This window comes from Bacillus cereus group sp. N31 (genome assembly GCF_016483245.1).
GTDB lineage: Bacteria > Bacillota > Bacilli > Bacillales > Bacillaceae_G > Bacillus_A > Bacillus_A toyonensis.
Map to the genome: position 1 here is coordinate 395,698 of NZ_JAEHCH010000001.1, position 15,020 is coordinate 410,717.

Sequence of the window (15,020 nt, forward strand, 5' to 3'; positions counted from 1 at the left end):
ACAAGTTTAGAAAAAATATTGTCGAATTATAAAGGAATTTTTTAATTTATATCGAATACAAAATACGACACGGAGATGGAGTTATGGGCAACAGAATTCCCGAAGAAGTTGTTGAACAGATTCGGACGTCATCCGATATTGTAGAAGTGATTGGTGAATACGTTCAACTTAGAAAGCAGGGACGTAACTATTTCGGCCTTTGTCCATTTCATGGTGAGAATTCTCCTTCATTCTCTGTTTCATCTGATAAGCAAATTTTTCATTGCTTCGGATGTGGAGAAGGTGGAAATGTATTTTCCTTTCTAATGAAAATGGAAGGACTTGCTTTTACCGAGGCTGTTCAAAAGTTAGGTGAAAGAAATGGAATTGCGGTTGCAGAGTATACATCAGGGCAAGTACAACAAGAAGACATATCTGATGACACTGTCATCATGCAACAGGCTCACGAACTTTTGAAAAAGTATTATCATCATTTATTAGTAAATACGGAAGAGGGAAATGAAGCACTTTCATATTTATTAAACCGTGGTATTACGAAAGAGATGATTGAGAAGTTTGAAATTGGTTATGCATCACTTGCTTGGGATGCTGCAACGAAAATTTTACAAAAAAGAGGTTTATCGCTGTCTAGTATGGAACAAGCCGGTCTTCTAATAAGAAGTGAGAAGGATGGTAGTCATTATGATCGCTTCCGTGGAAGAGTTATGTTTCCAATCCATACGTTACAAGGTAAGGTGATAGCGTTTAGTGGAAGGGCTTTAGGAGATGACACTCCGAAATATTTAAATAGCCCTGAAACACCGATTTTTCACAAAAGTAAATTGTTGTATAACTTCCACCAAGCAAGGCCGTTTATTAGAAAGCGTGGGCAAGTAGTCCTTTTTGAAGGGTATGCCGATGTGCTAGCTGCGGTAAAGAGTGGTGTGGAAGAAGCTGTTGCGACAATGGGAACAGCTTTAACTGAAGAACAAGCAAAACTTCTGCGACGTAACGTTGAAACTGTTGTTCTTTGCTATGATGGTGATAAAGCAGGACGAGAAGCGACGATGAAAGCAGGGCAATTACTGTTAAAAGTTGGTTGCCAAGTGAAAGTCACATCCTTGCCAGATAAGCTTGATCCTGATGAATATGTGCAACAATATGGGACAACCGCTTTTGAAAATCTTGTGAAATCAAGTATAAGTTTTGTTGGTTTTAAAATAAATTATTTGCGTTTAGGGAAAAATTTGCAAGATGAGTCTGGCAAAGAAGAATATGTGAAAAGTGTTTTAAAAGAGTTGTCGTTGTTACAAGACGCGATGCAGGCAGAATCATATTTGAAGTCGTTATCGCAAGAGTTTTCTTATTCAATGGAAACACTTTTGAATCAATTGCACCAATATCGCAAAGAACAAAAGGTACAGCAAAAACAAATAAAGCAGGTTTCTAAGCCGTCTCAAGTTGTTCAAACAAAACCGAAGTTAACAGGTTTTGAAAGGGCAGAAAGAGAAATTATTTATCATATGTTGCAAAGTGCAGAAGTAGCCGTTCGCATGGAATCCCATATAGAAGATTTTCATACAGAAGAACATAAAGGGATTTTATATGAACTATACGCATATTATGAAAAGGGAAATGAACCTTCAGTCGGAACATTTTTAAGTTGGCTCTCTGATGAAAAGTTGAAAAACATTATCACTGATATTTCGACGGATGAATTTATTAATCCAGAATACACAGAAGAAGTGTTACAAGGCCATTTAGAGACGCTTAGACGTCATAAGGAAAAACTTGTAAAGATGGAAATCATCTTTAAAGTAAAACAGATGGAAAAAACAGATCCTGTAGAGGCTGCTAAATATTATGTAGCATATTTACAAAATCAAAAAGCGAGAAAATAGCTTTTTTGGTAAAGATTTAGTATAATGAATGTTTGTATCTCGCGTAAGGAGGGGAACAGATGGCTGACAAACCAGCTCGTTCTAAACAAATTGAAACTGAAATGACCCTTGAGCAAGTGAAAGAACAACTCACTGAGGTCGGAAAAAAACGTGGCGTTCTTACATATGAAGAGATCGCAGAACGCATGAATGGATTTGAAATTGAATCCGATCAAATGGATGAATACTATGAATATTTAGGTGAACAAGGGATTGACTTAGTTGGCGATAACGACAACGAAGAAGGTCCTAATAATCGCCAAATTACAAAAACGGAAGAAGAATTCGACCTTAATGATTTAAGTGTGCCACCAGGTGTAAAAATCAATGATCCTGTTCGTATGTACTTAAAAGAAATTGGTCGCGTTGACTTACTATCCGCTGAAGAAGAAATTCGACTTGCGACGCGTATTGAAGAAGGCGATGAAGAAGCAAAACGCCGTCTTGCGGAAGCGAACTTACGTCTTGTAGTAAGTATTGCAAAGCGTTACGTGGGCCGTGGTATGCTTTTCTTAGACTTAATCCAAGAAGGAAATATGGGTCTAATTAAAGCGGTTGAAAAGTTCGATTATCGTAAAGGTTTCAAATTTAGTACGTATGCAACTTGGTGGATTCGCCAAGCAATTACACGTGCGATTGCAGACCAAGCGCGAACAATTCGTATTCCAGTTCATATGGTTGAAACGATTAATAAGTTAATTCGTGTACAACGTCAATTGTTACAAGATTTAGGACGCGAACCATCTCCTGAAGAGATTGGTGAAGAAATGGATCTTGCGCCAGAAAAAGTACGCGAAATCTTAAAAATTGCACAGGAGCCAGTTTCTCTTGAAACACCAATTGGTGAAGAAGACGACTCCCATTTAGGTGACTTTATTGAAGACCAAGAAGCAACATCGCCTGCGGACCATGCAGCGTATGAATTGCTAAAAGAACAATTAGAAGATGTGTTAGATACACTAACAGATCGTGAAGAAAATGTTCTACGTCTTCGTTTCGGTTTAGATGATGGACGAACTCGTACGCTTGAAGAAGTTGGGAAAGTATTCGGCGTAACGAGAGAACGTATCCGTCAAATTGAAGCGAAAGCACTTCGCAAATTAAGACATCCAAGTCGTAGTAAGCGTCTTAAGGATTTCTTAGAATAGGCTAACTTTAAGTTTACTTCACTTTTGTGAAGTAAACTTTTTTGTTTTTGTTAAATTTTGTTAAAATTTAGCTATCGGCAACGATTACAATTTCTTGTAATTTATTTTACAGAATTGTCTTTTGATTTGCAAATGCTCATTTTTCGATTTTTCGATTAATTTTGTTTATTCTATACAAAAAAATATGTAGAAAAGCGAAAAATATGATGAGAAACGTTAATAATTATCGAAATAATAAGCGATATAACAATAAAAAACAATAAACTGAATTTATGGAATATTTTCAACAAGTGATAGTTTACTCTTTTCGGATAGAGCGTTTTCAAGTACAATGGAAATGACTGAATCATCTAACTATTTAGGGGTATAGAGGGGGGAGAAGAGATATGAAACGTAATCCGCTGATTCCGTTCGCTCTTATTGCAGCATTAGGTATTATCGTTATGTTTGTATTTTCATTTCAGGGGCTAAATAAATCTAAAGAGTTAGCTGATACAAAAAATGGCGGGAAGCCAGCGCAAACAGCATCAAAGCCAGAGGATATTGTGAAGCAAAGCTGTACGAGCTGCCATGGCGATCAGTTACAAGGGGCGGTAGGGCCTAATTTACAAAAAATTGGTGGAAAACTTTCAAAGGATGAAATTAAAGAAATTCTTTCGAAAGGAAAAGGAAATATGCCGCCAAATTTAGTTCCAGCTGATCAAGCGGCTAAAGTAGCTGATTGGCTATCTAAGAAAAAATAAGGTTCCATAAAACAAGCCTTTTGCTTTTGCAAAAGGCTTGTTTTTCTATACTTTCTAAAATACGATGAGTAATAGAGAATGGAATTGTTGTTATGGGCTTGCAACAACTACTATAAATTCATTATCATGGAGACAGACTGACAAGAGAAGGAGTAATGGAAATACATGAATGAAGTAAAGCTTTCAAAACGATTAGAAGAAGTTGTGCGCGAGATTCCAGTAGGATCTACAGTAGCTGATATTGGATCGGATCATGCGTATTTACCGTGTTATACAATTATAAATAATATTGCTACAAAAGCAGTTGCAGGAGAAGTTGTAGATGGGCCGTTTCGTTCTGCGCAAGCAACTGTAGCTGAAAGTGGCTTACAAGATAAAGTGGACGTTCGTAAAGGGAATGGATTAGAAGTAATTACACCAGGGGAAGTAGATGTAATTACAGTTGCTGGTATGGGTGGAGCACTAATTCGTGACATTTTAGAAAGTGGTAAAGAAAAGTTAGAAGGTGTAACACGTTTAATTTTACAGCCGAACATTGCAGCACATCACATACGTGAATGGTTTATTGAAAATGGCTGGGAGCTTATCCGTGAGAAAATCGTAAAAGAAGACGGGAAAATTTACGAAATTTTAGTTGGGGAACGAGGAAATATTGCAGCACCTTACTCGGATAATAAACAAGCTGAATTATTTATGGGTCCATTTTTAATAAAAGAAAAAGGTGAGGCTTTTGTTGAAAAGTGGGAAGGAGAATTGAAAAACTTCCAAAATATCTTAAAACAATTAGAACGTGCAGCAGATTCTGAAGAGACAAAAACGAAACGTGTAGAAGTAGAAGCGAAAATGAAAATGATAGGGGAGGTTTTATCATGAGTAAAATTCCAAATGGCCATGAGGTTATTTCTTTATTTGAAAGTATGTACCCGAAGCATTTAGCGATGGAAGGGGATAAGATTGGCCTGCAGATCGGGGCGCTTAATAAACCCGTGCAGCACGTATTGATTGCTTTAGATGTAACGGAGGAGGTTGTAGATGAAGCAATTCAATTAGGAGCGAATGTCATTATTGCGCATCACCCTTTAATTTTTAATCCGTTAAAAGCGATTCATACAGAGAAAGCGTATGGGAAAATTATTGAAAAGTGTATTAAGAATGATATTGCCGTTTATGCCGCTCATACAAATGTAGACGTTGCTAAAGGTGGAGTAAACGATTTACTCGCTGATGCGTTAGGATTACAAAATACAGAAGTATTAGCTCCAACATACGCAGAAGAAATGAAAAAAATTGTTGTGTTTGTGCCAGTAACTCATGCAGAAGAGGTTCGTAAAGCATTAGGAGACGCAGGTGCGGGTCATATCGGCAATTATAGCCACTGTACGTTCAGTAGTGAGGGAGCAGGCGCGTTTGTACCTCAGGAGGGAACAAATCCTTATATCGGGGAAACTGGGCGGTTAGAACGTGTGGAAGAGGTACGTATCGAAACGATAATTCCAGCTTCACTACAAAGAAAAGTTATGAAAGAGATGTTGGTAGCTCATCCATACGAAGAAGTGGCATATGATGTATATCCTCTTGATAATAAAGGTGAAACGTTAGGGCTTGGAAAAATAGGCTATTTACAAGAAGAAATGACACTTGGCCAGTTTGCTGAACATGTGAAACAATCATTAGACGTGAAGGGCGCAAGAGTTGTCGGCAAGTTAGGTGATAAAGTGCGTAAAGTTGCTGTACTTGGTGGGGACGGTAATAAATATATAAACCAAGCGAAATTTAAAGGGGCAGATGTATATGTAACAGGTGACATGTATTATCATGTCGCTCATGATGCGATGATGCTCGGTTTAAATATAGTTGATCCAGGACATAACGTTGAAAAGGTAATGAAGCAAGCTGTGCAAAAGCAACTGCAAGAAAAAGTAGATGCGAAAAAATTCAATGTACAAATTCATGCTTCGCAGTTACATACAGATCCATTCACATTTGTATAAGAAAAATAAAAACCGTTGCTCATGTAGGCAACGGTTTTTATTATTGTTCTTTTTTCACTTTTACACGAGGTAAGATTTTTTGAAGTGGTACTTTTCGAATTCTTTCCCACGTAGCCGGATTCATTGGGTCATATTGATCTAAGAAAGCGATAACCTCTTTTGTAATTGGTGTTGGAGTAGAAGCACCTGCTGTAACAGCTACGTTTTCTACACCTTGTAGCCATTCTAATTGAATTTCACTTACATCCGCAACACGGTAAGCTTTCGTACCAGCAATTTCTTGTGATACTTGCGCTAAGCGATTCGAATTGTTACTTTTTGGATCACCAACAACGATTGTTAAATCTGCAACATCCGCTTGTTTAGCTACAGCTTCTTGACGAACTTGAGTTGCTAAACAAATTTCCTTATGGAATTCTGCTGTTGGAAATTTTTTCCGAATGTCCTCCATTAAATGTTGAACATCCCATTGACTCATCGTTGTTTGATTCGTAACTAAAATTTTATCCGTTGGGATTTCTAATGTTTCTAAATCATCCGCTCTTTCGATAAGGTGAACGATATCAGGTGCAATACCAACCGCGCCTTCTGGTTCTGGATGGTTTTTTTTGCCGATATAAATGACATGATATCCTTCAGCTTTTTTTGCTTCAATAAGGTCATGTGTTTTTGTAACATCTGGACAAGTTGCATCGATTGTCGTTAAACCTTTTTCTTTTGCACGTTGTTTAACTTCAGGAGAAACACCGTGAGCAGTAAATATAACAGTACCAGAATCGATTTGATCTAAAATATCTAAGCGACTTGGTCCGTCTAACGTAATGATTCCATCTTCTTCAAAAGCGTCTGTAACATGTTTATTGTGAACAATCATACCTAAAATATAAATAGGTCTCGGTAATGATTTATCTAATGCAGCGTTACGTGCAATTACCATTGCATCGACAACACCGTAGCAATAACCACGAGGGGAAATTTTAACAATTTTCATATGAGTAATCCTCTCCTTCTAAACAAGGGATACTTTTGTGCATAGTCCTTTACATTATAAAGGAGGAGAGGATAGAAAACAAAGGATTGTTACACATATAGTTTTGGTTTTGTTGCTATTTTTTGAACAGGCTCCTCTCGTACTTCTGTTTCTATGGCTGGCTCAATCACTATTTTTTTTCTTTTTCTTTTTTTTTGTGGAGGAGGGGGAGTTGCTACCTCAACCTTTTCTGTTAGATCTTCAGTTTGATCTTCTTCCGTACTTTTTCCAGAGGTGAGGATTTTAACAATGCTTGGTAGGTTACGCATAATGGGACCGTACTGTTCGACGACAGGGCTTACAGATTGAACGACTTGTGATACTTTTTCGATATTGTTTATCATATTAGTTGGATTCGAAATTAAATTCGAAAAAAAACTGCCGATGCCGCTGCTAGATGCTGCTGTAGTGGCTGCACCGCCGCGCGTTTCGTTTGATTCATACATTTGAGGGGGAATCATTTGCTCTGGATACTGCTGCATGTATGGTTGATATTGCTGTGAGTATTGATGCGGGTATTGTTGTTGGTATTGTTGTTGGTATTGCTGTTGATATTGCTGTTGATATTGGGGTGGCTGTTGTTGGTGCATCATTGGCGGCTGTCCTTCTATTTGTCGATAAGGCGGAACCATTTGCATGAAAGGTTCGGTTGGATCGTGTTTTTTAAAGAGTTTAGCAAGGAACCCTTTCTTTTTTTGTGCCATCGGTGGTAGTTGTGGAATGGGGTATGGTGTATAAGGTTGTTGGCTTGGATGTGGATACATTTGCCTTACGGGAGATTTTGGAAACATGTGAGAAATCCTCCTTTCTTCAGTTAGGTATATACACATACAATATGCAATAAGAGTGAAGAAGGTTAGTTTTTGAAGTAAAAACCTAAACTAAAGATGGATTTTACTTGTAGATTTCGATATAATGTAGACTTGACTGATTTGTGCGCGCAGTAGAAATTTAGAAAGAAGGTGTAACTTATGACACAACAAACTTTTACACAGTATGATTTTAAACCATTTTTAATAGATGCAATTCGTGAACTACGCTTTACAGAGCCGACAGGAATTCAACAGAAAATTTTCCCGGTCGTGAAAAAAGGTGTAAGTGTAATTGGACAATCCCAAACAGGTTCTGGGAAAACACATGCATACTTACTTCCTACATTAAACAGAATTAATCCAAGTCGTGAAGAAGTACAGCTTGTTATTACAGCGCCTACTCGTGAGTTAGCACAACAAATTTACGAAGAAATCGTGAAATTAACAAAGTTCTGTGCAGAAGATCAAATGATTACAGCACGTTGTTTAATTGGTGGAACTGATAAACAACGATCGATTGAAAAGTTGAAAAAACAACCTCATATTGTAGTTGGAACACCAGGACGTATTAAAGACTTAGTAGAAGAAAAGGCGCTATTTGTTTATAAAGCGGATACTATTATCGTCGATGAAGCGGATTTAATGCTTGATATGGGATTCATTCAAGATGTAGATAAAATTGCAGCACGTATGCCTAAAAACTTGCAAATGCTAGTTTTCTCTGCAACAATTCCTCAAAAATTAAAACCATTTTTGAAGAAATATATGGAGAATCCAGAACATATTCATATTAATCCGAAACAAGTTGCAGCAGGAAATATTGAGCATTACCTTGTGCCTTCAAGACACCGTAATAAAATTGAATTAGTGAAAAATATGCTACTTCAATTTAAACCGTACTTAGCAATTGTATTTACAAACACGAAGAAGAAGGCTGATGAAGTAGCCGATGGATTAGCTGAACGTGGGTTAAAAGTAGGGCGTATACACGGTGATTTATCACCACGCGATCGTAAAAAAATGATGAAACAAGTTCGTGATTTAGAGTTCCAATACATTGTCGCAACAGATTTAGCGGCACGCGGTATTGATATTGAAGGAATTAGCCATGTTATTAACTATGAACTTCCATCGGATTTAGATTTCTTCGTTCACCGCGTTGGAAGAACTGCACGTGCGGGTCATTCAGGGATTGCAGTGACAATTTATGATCCAGCAAATGAAGAAGCGTTAGATAGTTTGGAAAAACAACGTCATATCGAGTTTAAGCATGTAGATTTACGCGGAGATGAGTGGGCGGATTTAGGTGACCGTCGTCGTCGTAAGAGTCGTAAAAAACCAAATGATGGACTAGATGTTATGGCAACAAAAGTTGTTAAAAAGCCGAAAAAAGTAAAACCAAACTATAAGCGAAAACTTGCAACAGAACGTGACAAAGTGAAGAAAAAATATAGCAATAAAAAAAGATAAGGGATTTCCCTTATCTTTTTTTTATCCAGCTATTTGTGAGAGTCGTAATCAATATGGGTAGAAAAATATGGATTAAAGCTTCACTTAATCCAGTTCATTTAAATGAAGAGTATAGTCTGTTTAAATAGTTATATAAATTTGTGTAGTGCGTTTTTTGTGAACAAACAATTCACTACATATTTCTACAAATTATGCTATCATTATAACTATTGTATATTGAAGAGGTGATTGTATGTTAAAGATTGGATCTCATGTCTCAATGAGTGGTAAGAAAATGTTATTAGCAGCAAGTGAAGAGGCTGTTTCATACGGTGCAACAACGTTTATGATTTATACAGGTGCACCGCAAAATACACGAAGAAAACCAATTGAAGAATTGAACATAGAAGCAGGACGTAAACATATGGAACTGAATGGTATTAAGGAAATTATCGTCCATGCACCATATATTATTAACGTTGGTAATACGACGAAGCCAGAAACATTCCAATTAGGTGTAGACTTCCTGCGCATGGAAATTGAAAGAACAGCGGCATTAGGTGTTGCGAAACAAATTGTTCTTCACCCAGGAGCGCACGTTGGTGCTGGAGCAGATGCGGGTATTCAACAAATTATTAAAGGGCTTAATGAAGTAATAACGCCTGAACAGACGGTTAACATTGCGCTAGAGACGATGGCTGGAAAAGGAACAGAGTGCGGTCGTAGCTTTGAGGAAATTGCAAAGATTATTGATGGTGTAAAATATAATGAGAAGCTATCTGTATGTTTTGATACGTGTCATACGCATGATGCGGGTTATGACATTGTAAATGATTTTGACGGTGTATTGAACGAATTTGACAAGATTGTTGGTGTAGATCGATTACAAGTGCTTCATATTAATGATAGTAAAAATGTGCGTGGGGCCGGAAAGGACCGTCACGAAAATATCGGTTTTGGTCATATCGGTTATAAAGCATTGCATCATATTGTACATCATCCGCAGTTAATGAACGTGCCAAAAATTCTTGAAACACCATATGTAGGTGAAGATAAAAAAGATAAGAAGCCACCATATAAATTAGAAATCGAAATGCTGAAAAACGGTACTTTTGATGAGGGGATTCTTGAAAAAATTAAAGCGCAATAAGGAGGGGGTTATCCCCTCCTTATTTTAGTAGTTGCTGAAATAAAGTGTTTACTTGTTGCGCGGTAGCAGGGGAAGTTACTTTTGCGATTTGTTTTAAGAGTTCTAGTCGCTCATTATTATCATAAATGTTAATATTCTTTCCTTTCATAAGTAAAACAATTTGATCAGCTTGTGCAGTTGTAATTGAAACTTCATATTCTTTACTATATTTCAATAACTCTTTTGTAGAAATATGATTTAATTTTTTATTCACAATTTGTTTAATGAGATTCATCGAGTTATCCTCCTTCATACGTTCTTCTATCGAAATATATGAGTGCGTAGCTTGTACATATTCTTATAGAGTTTCTTTTTTCATGAGGAAAAGAAGCGTATGTTATAATGTAAGGACAAAACTACAGAAAAAGAATATAAGGAGGACTTATGGAACAAAAGCAACATCGAAAAGAAAGCGTTATCCATCTCATTTATCGTTTAGTAATGATTATTTTTGGGGCAGCGTGCGCGGCGGTAGCGATTGAATTATTCTTAATGCCAAATAAAATTATTGATGGTGGAATTATTGGTATTTCTCTTATATTAGATTATCTTACTCCTAATATTTGGTGGTTAAGTTTTTCTACTTTAGTTGTTATCCTCAACATTCCGTTTATGTACTCTGGGTATAAGCAAATCGGAAAAACATTTATGTTATCCTCAGCATTTGGGATTGTAGCTTTAGCATTTATTGAATCGACATTACATGCTGTTCCACCATTTACAACTGAGCCCATTTTAGCAACAGTTTTTGGTGGCCTTATTTTGGGGCTTGGTGTAGGACTTGTTATTCGTCATGGCGGATCAATGGACGGAACAGAAATTATGGGGATTTTATTAACGAAGAAATTACCGTTTTCTGTTGGTGAATTCGTAATGTTTGTGAACTTATTTGTTTTTGCATGGGCAGCATTTGTATTTGGTGTCGAACAAGCTATGTATTCTGTTATGACGTACTATATTGCATTCAAAACAATTGATACGGTAATTCAAGGTTTAGATGAAACGAAAGCAGTTTTAATTGTATCAGATCAGTATGAGGAAGTATCAAATGCCATTTTGCATCGTCTCGGTCGTGGAACTACAAAGCTTGTAGCCAAAGGTGGTTACACGGATAAAGAAAAAGAAGTTATTTATGCAGTTGTAACGCGTTTGGAAGTGACGAAGTTAAAATCAATTGTGCATGAAATTGATGAAAATGCGTTTGTTACGATTATGAGTACACAAGAAACAAATGGTGGTAAGTTTAAATCAGCTATCCACTAAAAAGTTACTTGGAATATTTTTCGAAAGCAGAGAATTTTTCTCTGCTTTTTGTTATAATAGTAAGGTTTCTTGAAAAAATAGATATAATTTAGGCAGATTGGTTTACAACTATAATAAGCTGTACTATAATTCAAATAGATATAAATCGGAATCATTCTGAATTAAAATAGGTGAGATGCTATGAATAATATATTGGAAATAGAAGGATTAACGTTTCGATATGAAGATCGAAATGTGTTAGAAAATATTAATTTGCAAGTTCCGAAGGGAGCTTTTTTAGGTTTAGTTGGGCCAAATGGTTCTGGGAAATCCACTTTACTAAAATGTTTATTAGGCGTTTTAAAGCCTAAACAAGGGAGTATTCGCTTGTTTGGTGTTGATAGCAAGAAGTTTAAAGAATGGAACAAACTTGGCTATGTATCCCAAAAGGCAAATAGTTTCAACTCTGGTTTTCCAGCAACTGTTTTTGAAGTTGTGTCAATGGGGCTCGTTTCGAAAAAAGGTCTTTTTCGCTTTTTCACGAAAGACGACAAGGCGAAGGTAGAAAAGGCGATTGCTGATGTAGGGATGAGTGAATTTCAAGGTCGCAATATTGGAGAGCTTTCTGGTGGACAACAACAACGTGTATTTATTGCTCGTGCGCTCGTTAGTGATCCTGAATTACTTATTTTGGACGAGCCTACTGTTGGGATTGATGTGAAAAATGTGGAAAGTTTTTATGAGATATTAGAGGATTTAAACAAAAGGCTTGGGATTACATTGATTCTTGTTACTCATGATATGGGGGCTGTTACCGAGAAAGTAACACATGTTGCATGTCTAAACCAACATTTACATTTTCATGGGAATGTAAAGGAGTTCCGAGAGTTAGAAGATGCAGAAATGTCCGTCTTATATGGACATCATGTCCATCGTTTAAAACACGAGCATGAGCATCACGGGAGGATATAATGATACAAGATTTTTTACAATATGACTTTTTACGTAATTCTTTATATGCAGGTATTTTAATTGGACTTGTTGCACCGCTTATCGGTGTGTTTGTTGTTATTCGTCGTTTATCTCTTATTGCAGATGCATTAAGTCACGTGACGTTATCAGGTATTGCAGCAAGTTTACTACTTGAAAAAACAATTTTTACAGGTGGCTTTTTAAATCCCCTATATATGGGGATGATTTTCTCGATTGGGGGAGCGTTACTAATTGAAAAGTTACGAACTGTATATAAGCATTATCAAGAATTAGCAATTCCGATTATTCTTTCAGCAGGAATGGGAATTGGAGTTATTTTCATTTCACTTGCAAATGGATTTAACACAGACTTATTTAGTTATTTATTTGGTAGTGTAAGTGCTGTAACGAGTACGGATTTAATTATTATTGGGATTGTAGCAATTGTTGTTATTGCGACAATTATTTTATTATATAAAGAGCTGTTTTTATTATCATTTGATGAGGAATACGCAGTATCAACTGGTCTAAGGGCAAAATGGATTCACTTTATCTTCATTATATTAGTTGCTCTTGTCATTGCAGTATCAATGCGTGTAGTAGGTGTTCTTCTCGTATCCTCATTAATGACGTTACCAGTTGCAGCAAGTATTCGTATTGCTAAAGGATTTAAACAAACAATTTTCTTTTCCATTTTATTTGGTGAAATTGCAGTAATTGGTGGAATGTTTGCTTCGTATCAACTTGATCTAGCACCAGGTGGTACAATTGTTATGATAGCAGTTCTTATTTTAATCGGTGCGATTTTATGGAAGAAGAAAAAAACTGCATAAAGTAGGGATAGGTATGAATCTAACAGAAGCTTTACGCCTAATGAAAGAAAAAGGATACAAGCATACTGGGAAAAGGGAAGAGATGCTCAGATTATTTGCAGCTCACAATCGTTATTTAACAGCAAAAGATGTTTTAGAGCATATGAAGGATGATTATCCAGGTCTTAGTTTTGATACGATTTATCGTAACTTAACGGTTTTTGCTGAAATCGGCGTTTTAGAACAAACAGAATTAAATGGTGAAAAACATTTTCGTTTTACATGTTCCATTATGGAACATCATCATCATTTTATTTGTTTAGATTGCGGGGGAACGAAAGAGATTACTTCCTGTCCAATGGATTTTATGAATAAAGATTTTAACGGTTATGAAGTAACAGGGCATAAATTTGAAATATACGGCCGTTGTCCAAAATGTGCAAAATAAAAACTCGTCGGTTATATAACTGACGAGCTTTTTTGCATAAAAAAGAAGGTTGCTCACAAATATTGTGGGCAACCTTCTTTTTATTGTTCTTGTGTTTCTTTTTCTTTATCTCTTTCAGCAGCCATTTCAGCAGCAATTACATCGATTTCTTTTTTCAGTTCTTCTACCATTGTTTCTTCTGGTACTTTACGAACAACTTGCCCTTTACGGAATAATAATCCTTCTCCACGTGCACCGGCAATACCGATATCAGCTTCACGAGCTTCACCAGGGCCGTTTACAGCGCAACCAAGTACTGCAACTTTAATTGGTACTTGCAGTGTAGAAATATATTCTTCCACTTCGTTAGCGATGCTAATTAAATCAATTTCAATACGACCGCAAGTTGGACAAGAGATAAGTGTTGCTGCATTAGATGCAAGACCGAATGACTTTAATAGTTCACGTGCAACTTTTACTTCTTCAACTGGATCAGCACTTAATGAAATACGAAGTGTGTTTCCGATGCCTTTACTTAAAATTGCTCCAAGACCAGCGGCACTTTTTACAGTTCCAGCAAACAATGTGCCAGATTCTGTAATACCTAAATGTAATGGATAATCAAAAGCGCGAGCAGCTTTTTCATATGCTTCAATTGCTAAATTAACATCAGAGGCTTTCATAGATACGATAATATCGTGGAAATCTAAGTCCTCTAAAATTTTAATGTGATGTAGTGCGCTCTCAACCATGCCATCTGCAGTTGGGTATCCGTACTTTTCTAAAATGTGACGCTCTAATGAACCAGCGTTTACACCGATACGGATTGGAATGCCGCGCTCTTTTGCTGCATTTACAACAGCTTCTACTTTATGGCGACGACCAATGTTACCTGGATTGATACGTACTTTATCAATGCCACCTTCAATTGCTTTTAAAGCAAGGCGATAATCAAAATGAATATCAGCAACAAGTGGAATGTTGATTTGTTTTTTAATATCAGCAATAGCATTTGCTGCGCGTTCATCTGGAACGGCAACACGAACAACCTGACAACCAGCTTCTTCTAAACGTTTAATTTCAGCAACTGTTGCTTCAACATCATGTGTTTTTGTTGTTGTCATACTTTGTATAATTAATTCATTATTACCGCCAATTGTTAAATTACCGACTTTAACTGGACGTGTTTTTGTACGATGAGTCATTTCATTCACGAATAGATCGCTCTCCTTATAAAAGAAGTTTCTTATTTAGTCCCTCATATCAATGATAGTATACGTGATATA

The 15,020-nt window shown here is 36.6% G+C and carries 15 protein-coding genes; 11 read left to right on the plus strand and 4 right to left on the minus strand.

The genetic code is table 11. The features are described 5' to 3' along the window. Nucleotides 1-83: 83 nt before the first annotated feature. The 5 genes from dnaG (at nucleotide 84) to JDS81_RS02125 (ending at nucleotide 5,801) form a co-directional block, all read left to right on the plus strand. Entirely contained in the window at nucleotides 84-1,880 is a 1,797-nt protein-coding gene (dnaG, locus tag JDS81_RS02105) for a DNA primase (protein ID WP_000528230.1), read from the plus strand. Between the two features lie 59 nt (nucleotides 1,881-1,939). Next, nucleotides 1,940-3,067 carry an RNA polymerase sigma factor RpoD gene (gene rpoD, locus JDS81_RS02110; protein WP_000764067.1) on the plus strand — a complete coding sequence of 376 codons (1,128 nt, stop codon included), beginning with the start codon at nucleotides 1,940-1,942 and terminating at the stop codon, nucleotides 3,065-3,067. Nucleotides 3,068-3,453: 386 nt separating this feature from the next. Continuing rightward, nucleotides 3,454-3,810, plus strand: a complete 357-nt coding sequence (cccA, locus tag JDS81_RS02115; protein WP_000828151.1) for a cytochrome c550 — start codon at nucleotides 3,454-3,456, stop codon at nucleotides 3,808-3,810. Nucleotides 3,811-3,975: 165 nt separating this feature from the next. Continuing rightward, nucleotides 3,976-4,683 (plus strand): tRNA (adenine(22)-N(1))-methyltransferase, encoded by a 708-nt coding sequence (locus JDS81_RS02120; RefSeq protein ID WP_097952935.1) that lies wholly within the window; start codon nucleotides 3,976-3,978, stop codon nucleotides 4,681-4,683. Further along, nucleotides 4,680-5,801: a Nif3-like dinuclear metal center hexameric protein gene (locus tag JDS81_RS02125; protein WP_097952937.1), complete on the plus strand. Its 1,122-nt coding sequence runs from the start codon at nucleotides 4,680-4,682 to the stop codon at nucleotides 5,799-5,801. The genes JDS81_RS02120 and JDS81_RS02125 overlap by 4 nt, the downstream gene beginning before the upstream one ends. A 40-nt stretch (nucleotides 5,802-5,841) precedes the next feature. Here JDS81_RS02125 and JDS81_RS02130 read toward each other — a convergent pair whose 3' ends face one another. Beyond that, nucleotides 5,842-6,792 (minus strand): 4-hydroxy-3-methylbut-2-enyl diphosphate reductase, encoded by a 951-nt coding sequence (locus JDS81_RS02130; RefSeq protein WP_097855041.1) that lies wholly within the window; start codon nucleotides 6,790-6,792, stop codon nucleotides 5,842-5,844. An 89-nt stretch (nucleotides 6,793-6,881) separates the two neighbouring features. Beyond that, nucleotides 6,882-7,622, minus strand: a complete 741-nt coding sequence (gene vrrA, locus JDS81_RS02135) for a VrrA/YqfQ family protein (RefSeq protein ID WP_097952939.1) — start codon at nucleotides 7,620-7,622, stop codon at nucleotides 6,882-6,884. 180 nt (nucleotides 7,623-7,802) lie between these two features. Here vrrA and JDS81_RS02140 point away from each other — a divergent pair, with 180 nt between their 5' ends. Together JDS81_RS02140 and JDS81_RS02145 are read left to right on the plus strand one after the other, a co-directional pair. Then, the gene (locus JDS81_RS02140) at nucleotides 7,803-9,113 is read left to right on the plus strand and encodes a DEAD/DEAH box helicase (RefSeq protein WP_000194009.1); all 1,311 of its coding nucleotides are present in this window, start codon (nucleotides 7,803-7,805) and stop codon (nucleotides 9,111-9,113) included. Between the two features lie 232 nt (nucleotides 9,114-9,345). After that, nucleotides 9,346-10,242 (plus strand): deoxyribonuclease IV, encoded by an 897-nt coding sequence (locus JDS81_RS02145; RefSeq protein WP_016109103.1) that lies wholly within the window; start codon nucleotides 9,346-9,348, stop codon nucleotides 10,240-10,242. A 19-nt stretch (nucleotides 10,243-10,261) separates the two neighbouring features. Here the strand turns inward: JDS81_RS02145 and JDS81_RS02150 are convergent, their stop codons facing one another. Beyond that, nucleotides 10,262-10,516 (minus strand): DUF2624 domain-containing protein, encoded by a 255-nt coding sequence (locus JDS81_RS02150; protein WP_001048958.1) that lies wholly within the window; start codon nucleotides 10,514-10,516, stop codon nucleotides 10,262-10,264. Between the two features lie 149 nt (nucleotides 10,517-10,665). Here JDS81_RS02150 and JDS81_RS02155 point away from each other — a divergent pair, with 149 nt between their 5' ends. The 4 genes from JDS81_RS02155 (at nucleotide 10,666) to JDS81_RS02170 (ending at nucleotide 13,755) form a co-directional block, all read left to right on the plus strand. Beyond that, nucleotides 10,666-11,544 carry a YitT family protein gene (locus JDS81_RS02155; RefSeq protein WP_000435959.1) on the plus strand — a complete coding sequence of 293 codons (879 nt, stop codon included), beginning with the start codon at nucleotides 10,666-10,668 and terminating at the stop codon, nucleotides 11,542-11,544. Nucleotides 11,545-11,724: 180 nt separating this feature from the next. Continuing rightward, on the plus strand, nucleotides 11,725-12,495 hold the full coding sequence (locus JDS81_RS02160; protein ID WP_001059665.1) for a metal ABC transporter ATP-binding protein: 771 nt from the start codon (nucleotides 11,725-11,727) through the stop codon (nucleotides 12,493-12,495). Then, nucleotides 12,495-13,328, plus strand: a complete 834-nt coding sequence (locus tag JDS81_RS02165; RefSeq protein WP_000613814.1) for a metal ABC transporter permease — start codon at nucleotides 12,495-12,497, stop codon at nucleotides 13,326-13,328. The genes JDS81_RS02160 and JDS81_RS02165 overlap by 1 nt, the downstream gene beginning before the upstream one ends. Before the next feature lie 13 nt (nucleotides 13,329-13,341). Beyond that, nucleotides 13,342-13,755, plus strand: coding sequence for a Fur family transcriptional regulator (locus tag JDS81_RS02170; protein ID WP_001054515.1), 414 nt, complete (start codon nucleotides 13,342-13,344; stop codon nucleotides 13,753-13,755). 80 nt (nucleotides 13,756-13,835) lie between these two features. Here the strand turns inward: JDS81_RS02170 and ispG are convergent, their stop codons facing one another. Further along, nucleotides 13,836-14,939: a flavodoxin-dependent (E)-4-hydroxy-3-methylbut-2-enyl-diphosphate synthase gene (ispG, locus tag JDS81_RS02175; RefSeq protein WP_162861751.1), complete on the minus strand. Its 1,104-nt coding sequence runs from the start codon at nucleotides 14,937-14,939 to the stop codon at nucleotides 13,836-13,838. Between the last annotated feature and the right edge of the window lie 81 nt (nucleotides 14,940-15,020).

Coding starts and splice junctions, on each gene's coding strand:
- dnaG (WP_000528230.1), top strand. CDS start 84: ATGGGCAACAGAATTCCCGAAGAAGTTGTTGAACAGATTCGGACGTCA.
- rpoD (WP_000764067.1), top strand. CDS start 1,940: ATGGCTGACAAACCAGCTCGTTCTAAACAAATTGAAACTGAAATGACC.
- cccA (WP_000828151.1), top strand. CDS start 3,454: ATGAAACGTAATCCGCTGATTCCGTTCGCTCTTATTGCAGCATTAGGT.
- JDS81_RS02120 (WP_097952935.1), top strand. CDS start 3,976: ATGAATGAAGTAAAGCTTTCAAAACGATTAGAAGAAGTTGTGCGCGAG.
- JDS81_RS02125 (WP_097952937.1), top strand. CDS start 4,680: ATGAGTAAAATTCCAAATGGCCATGAGGTTATTTCTTTATTTGAAAGT.
- JDS81_RS02130 (WP_097855041.1), bottom strand. CDS start 6,792: ATGAAAATTGTTAAAATTTCCCCTCGTGGTTATTGCTACGGTGTTGTC.
- vrrA (WP_097952939.1), bottom strand. CDS start 7,622: ATGTTTCCAAAATCTCCCGTAAGGCAAATGTATCCACATCCAAGCCAA.
- JDS81_RS02140 (WP_000194009.1), top strand. CDS start 7,803: ATGACACAACAAACTTTTACACAGTATGATTTTAAACCATTTTTAATA.
- JDS81_RS02145 (WP_016109103.1), top strand. CDS start 9,346: ATGTTAAAGATTGGATCTCATGTCTCAATGAGTGGTAAGAAAATGTTA.
- JDS81_RS02150 (WP_001048958.1), bottom strand. CDS start 10,516: ATGAATCTCATTAAACAAATTGTGAATAAAAAATTAAATCATATTTCT.
- JDS81_RS02155 (WP_000435959.1), top strand. CDS start 10,666: ATGGAACAAAAGCAACATCGAAAAGAAAGCGTTATCCATCTCATTTAT.
- JDS81_RS02160 (WP_001059665.1), top strand. CDS start 11,725: ATGAATAATATATTGGAAATAGAAGGATTAACGTTTCGATATGAAGAT.
- JDS81_RS02165 (WP_000613814.1), top strand. CDS start 12,495: ATGATACAAGATTTTTTACAATATGACTTTTTACGTAATTCTTTATAT.
- JDS81_RS02170 (WP_001054515.1), top strand. CDS start 13,342: ATGAATCTAACAGAAGCTTTACGCCTAATGAAAGAAAAAGGATACAAG.
- ispG (WP_162861751.1), bottom strand. CDS start 14,939: ATGACTCATCGTACAAAAACACGTCCAGTTAAAGTCGGTAATTTAACA.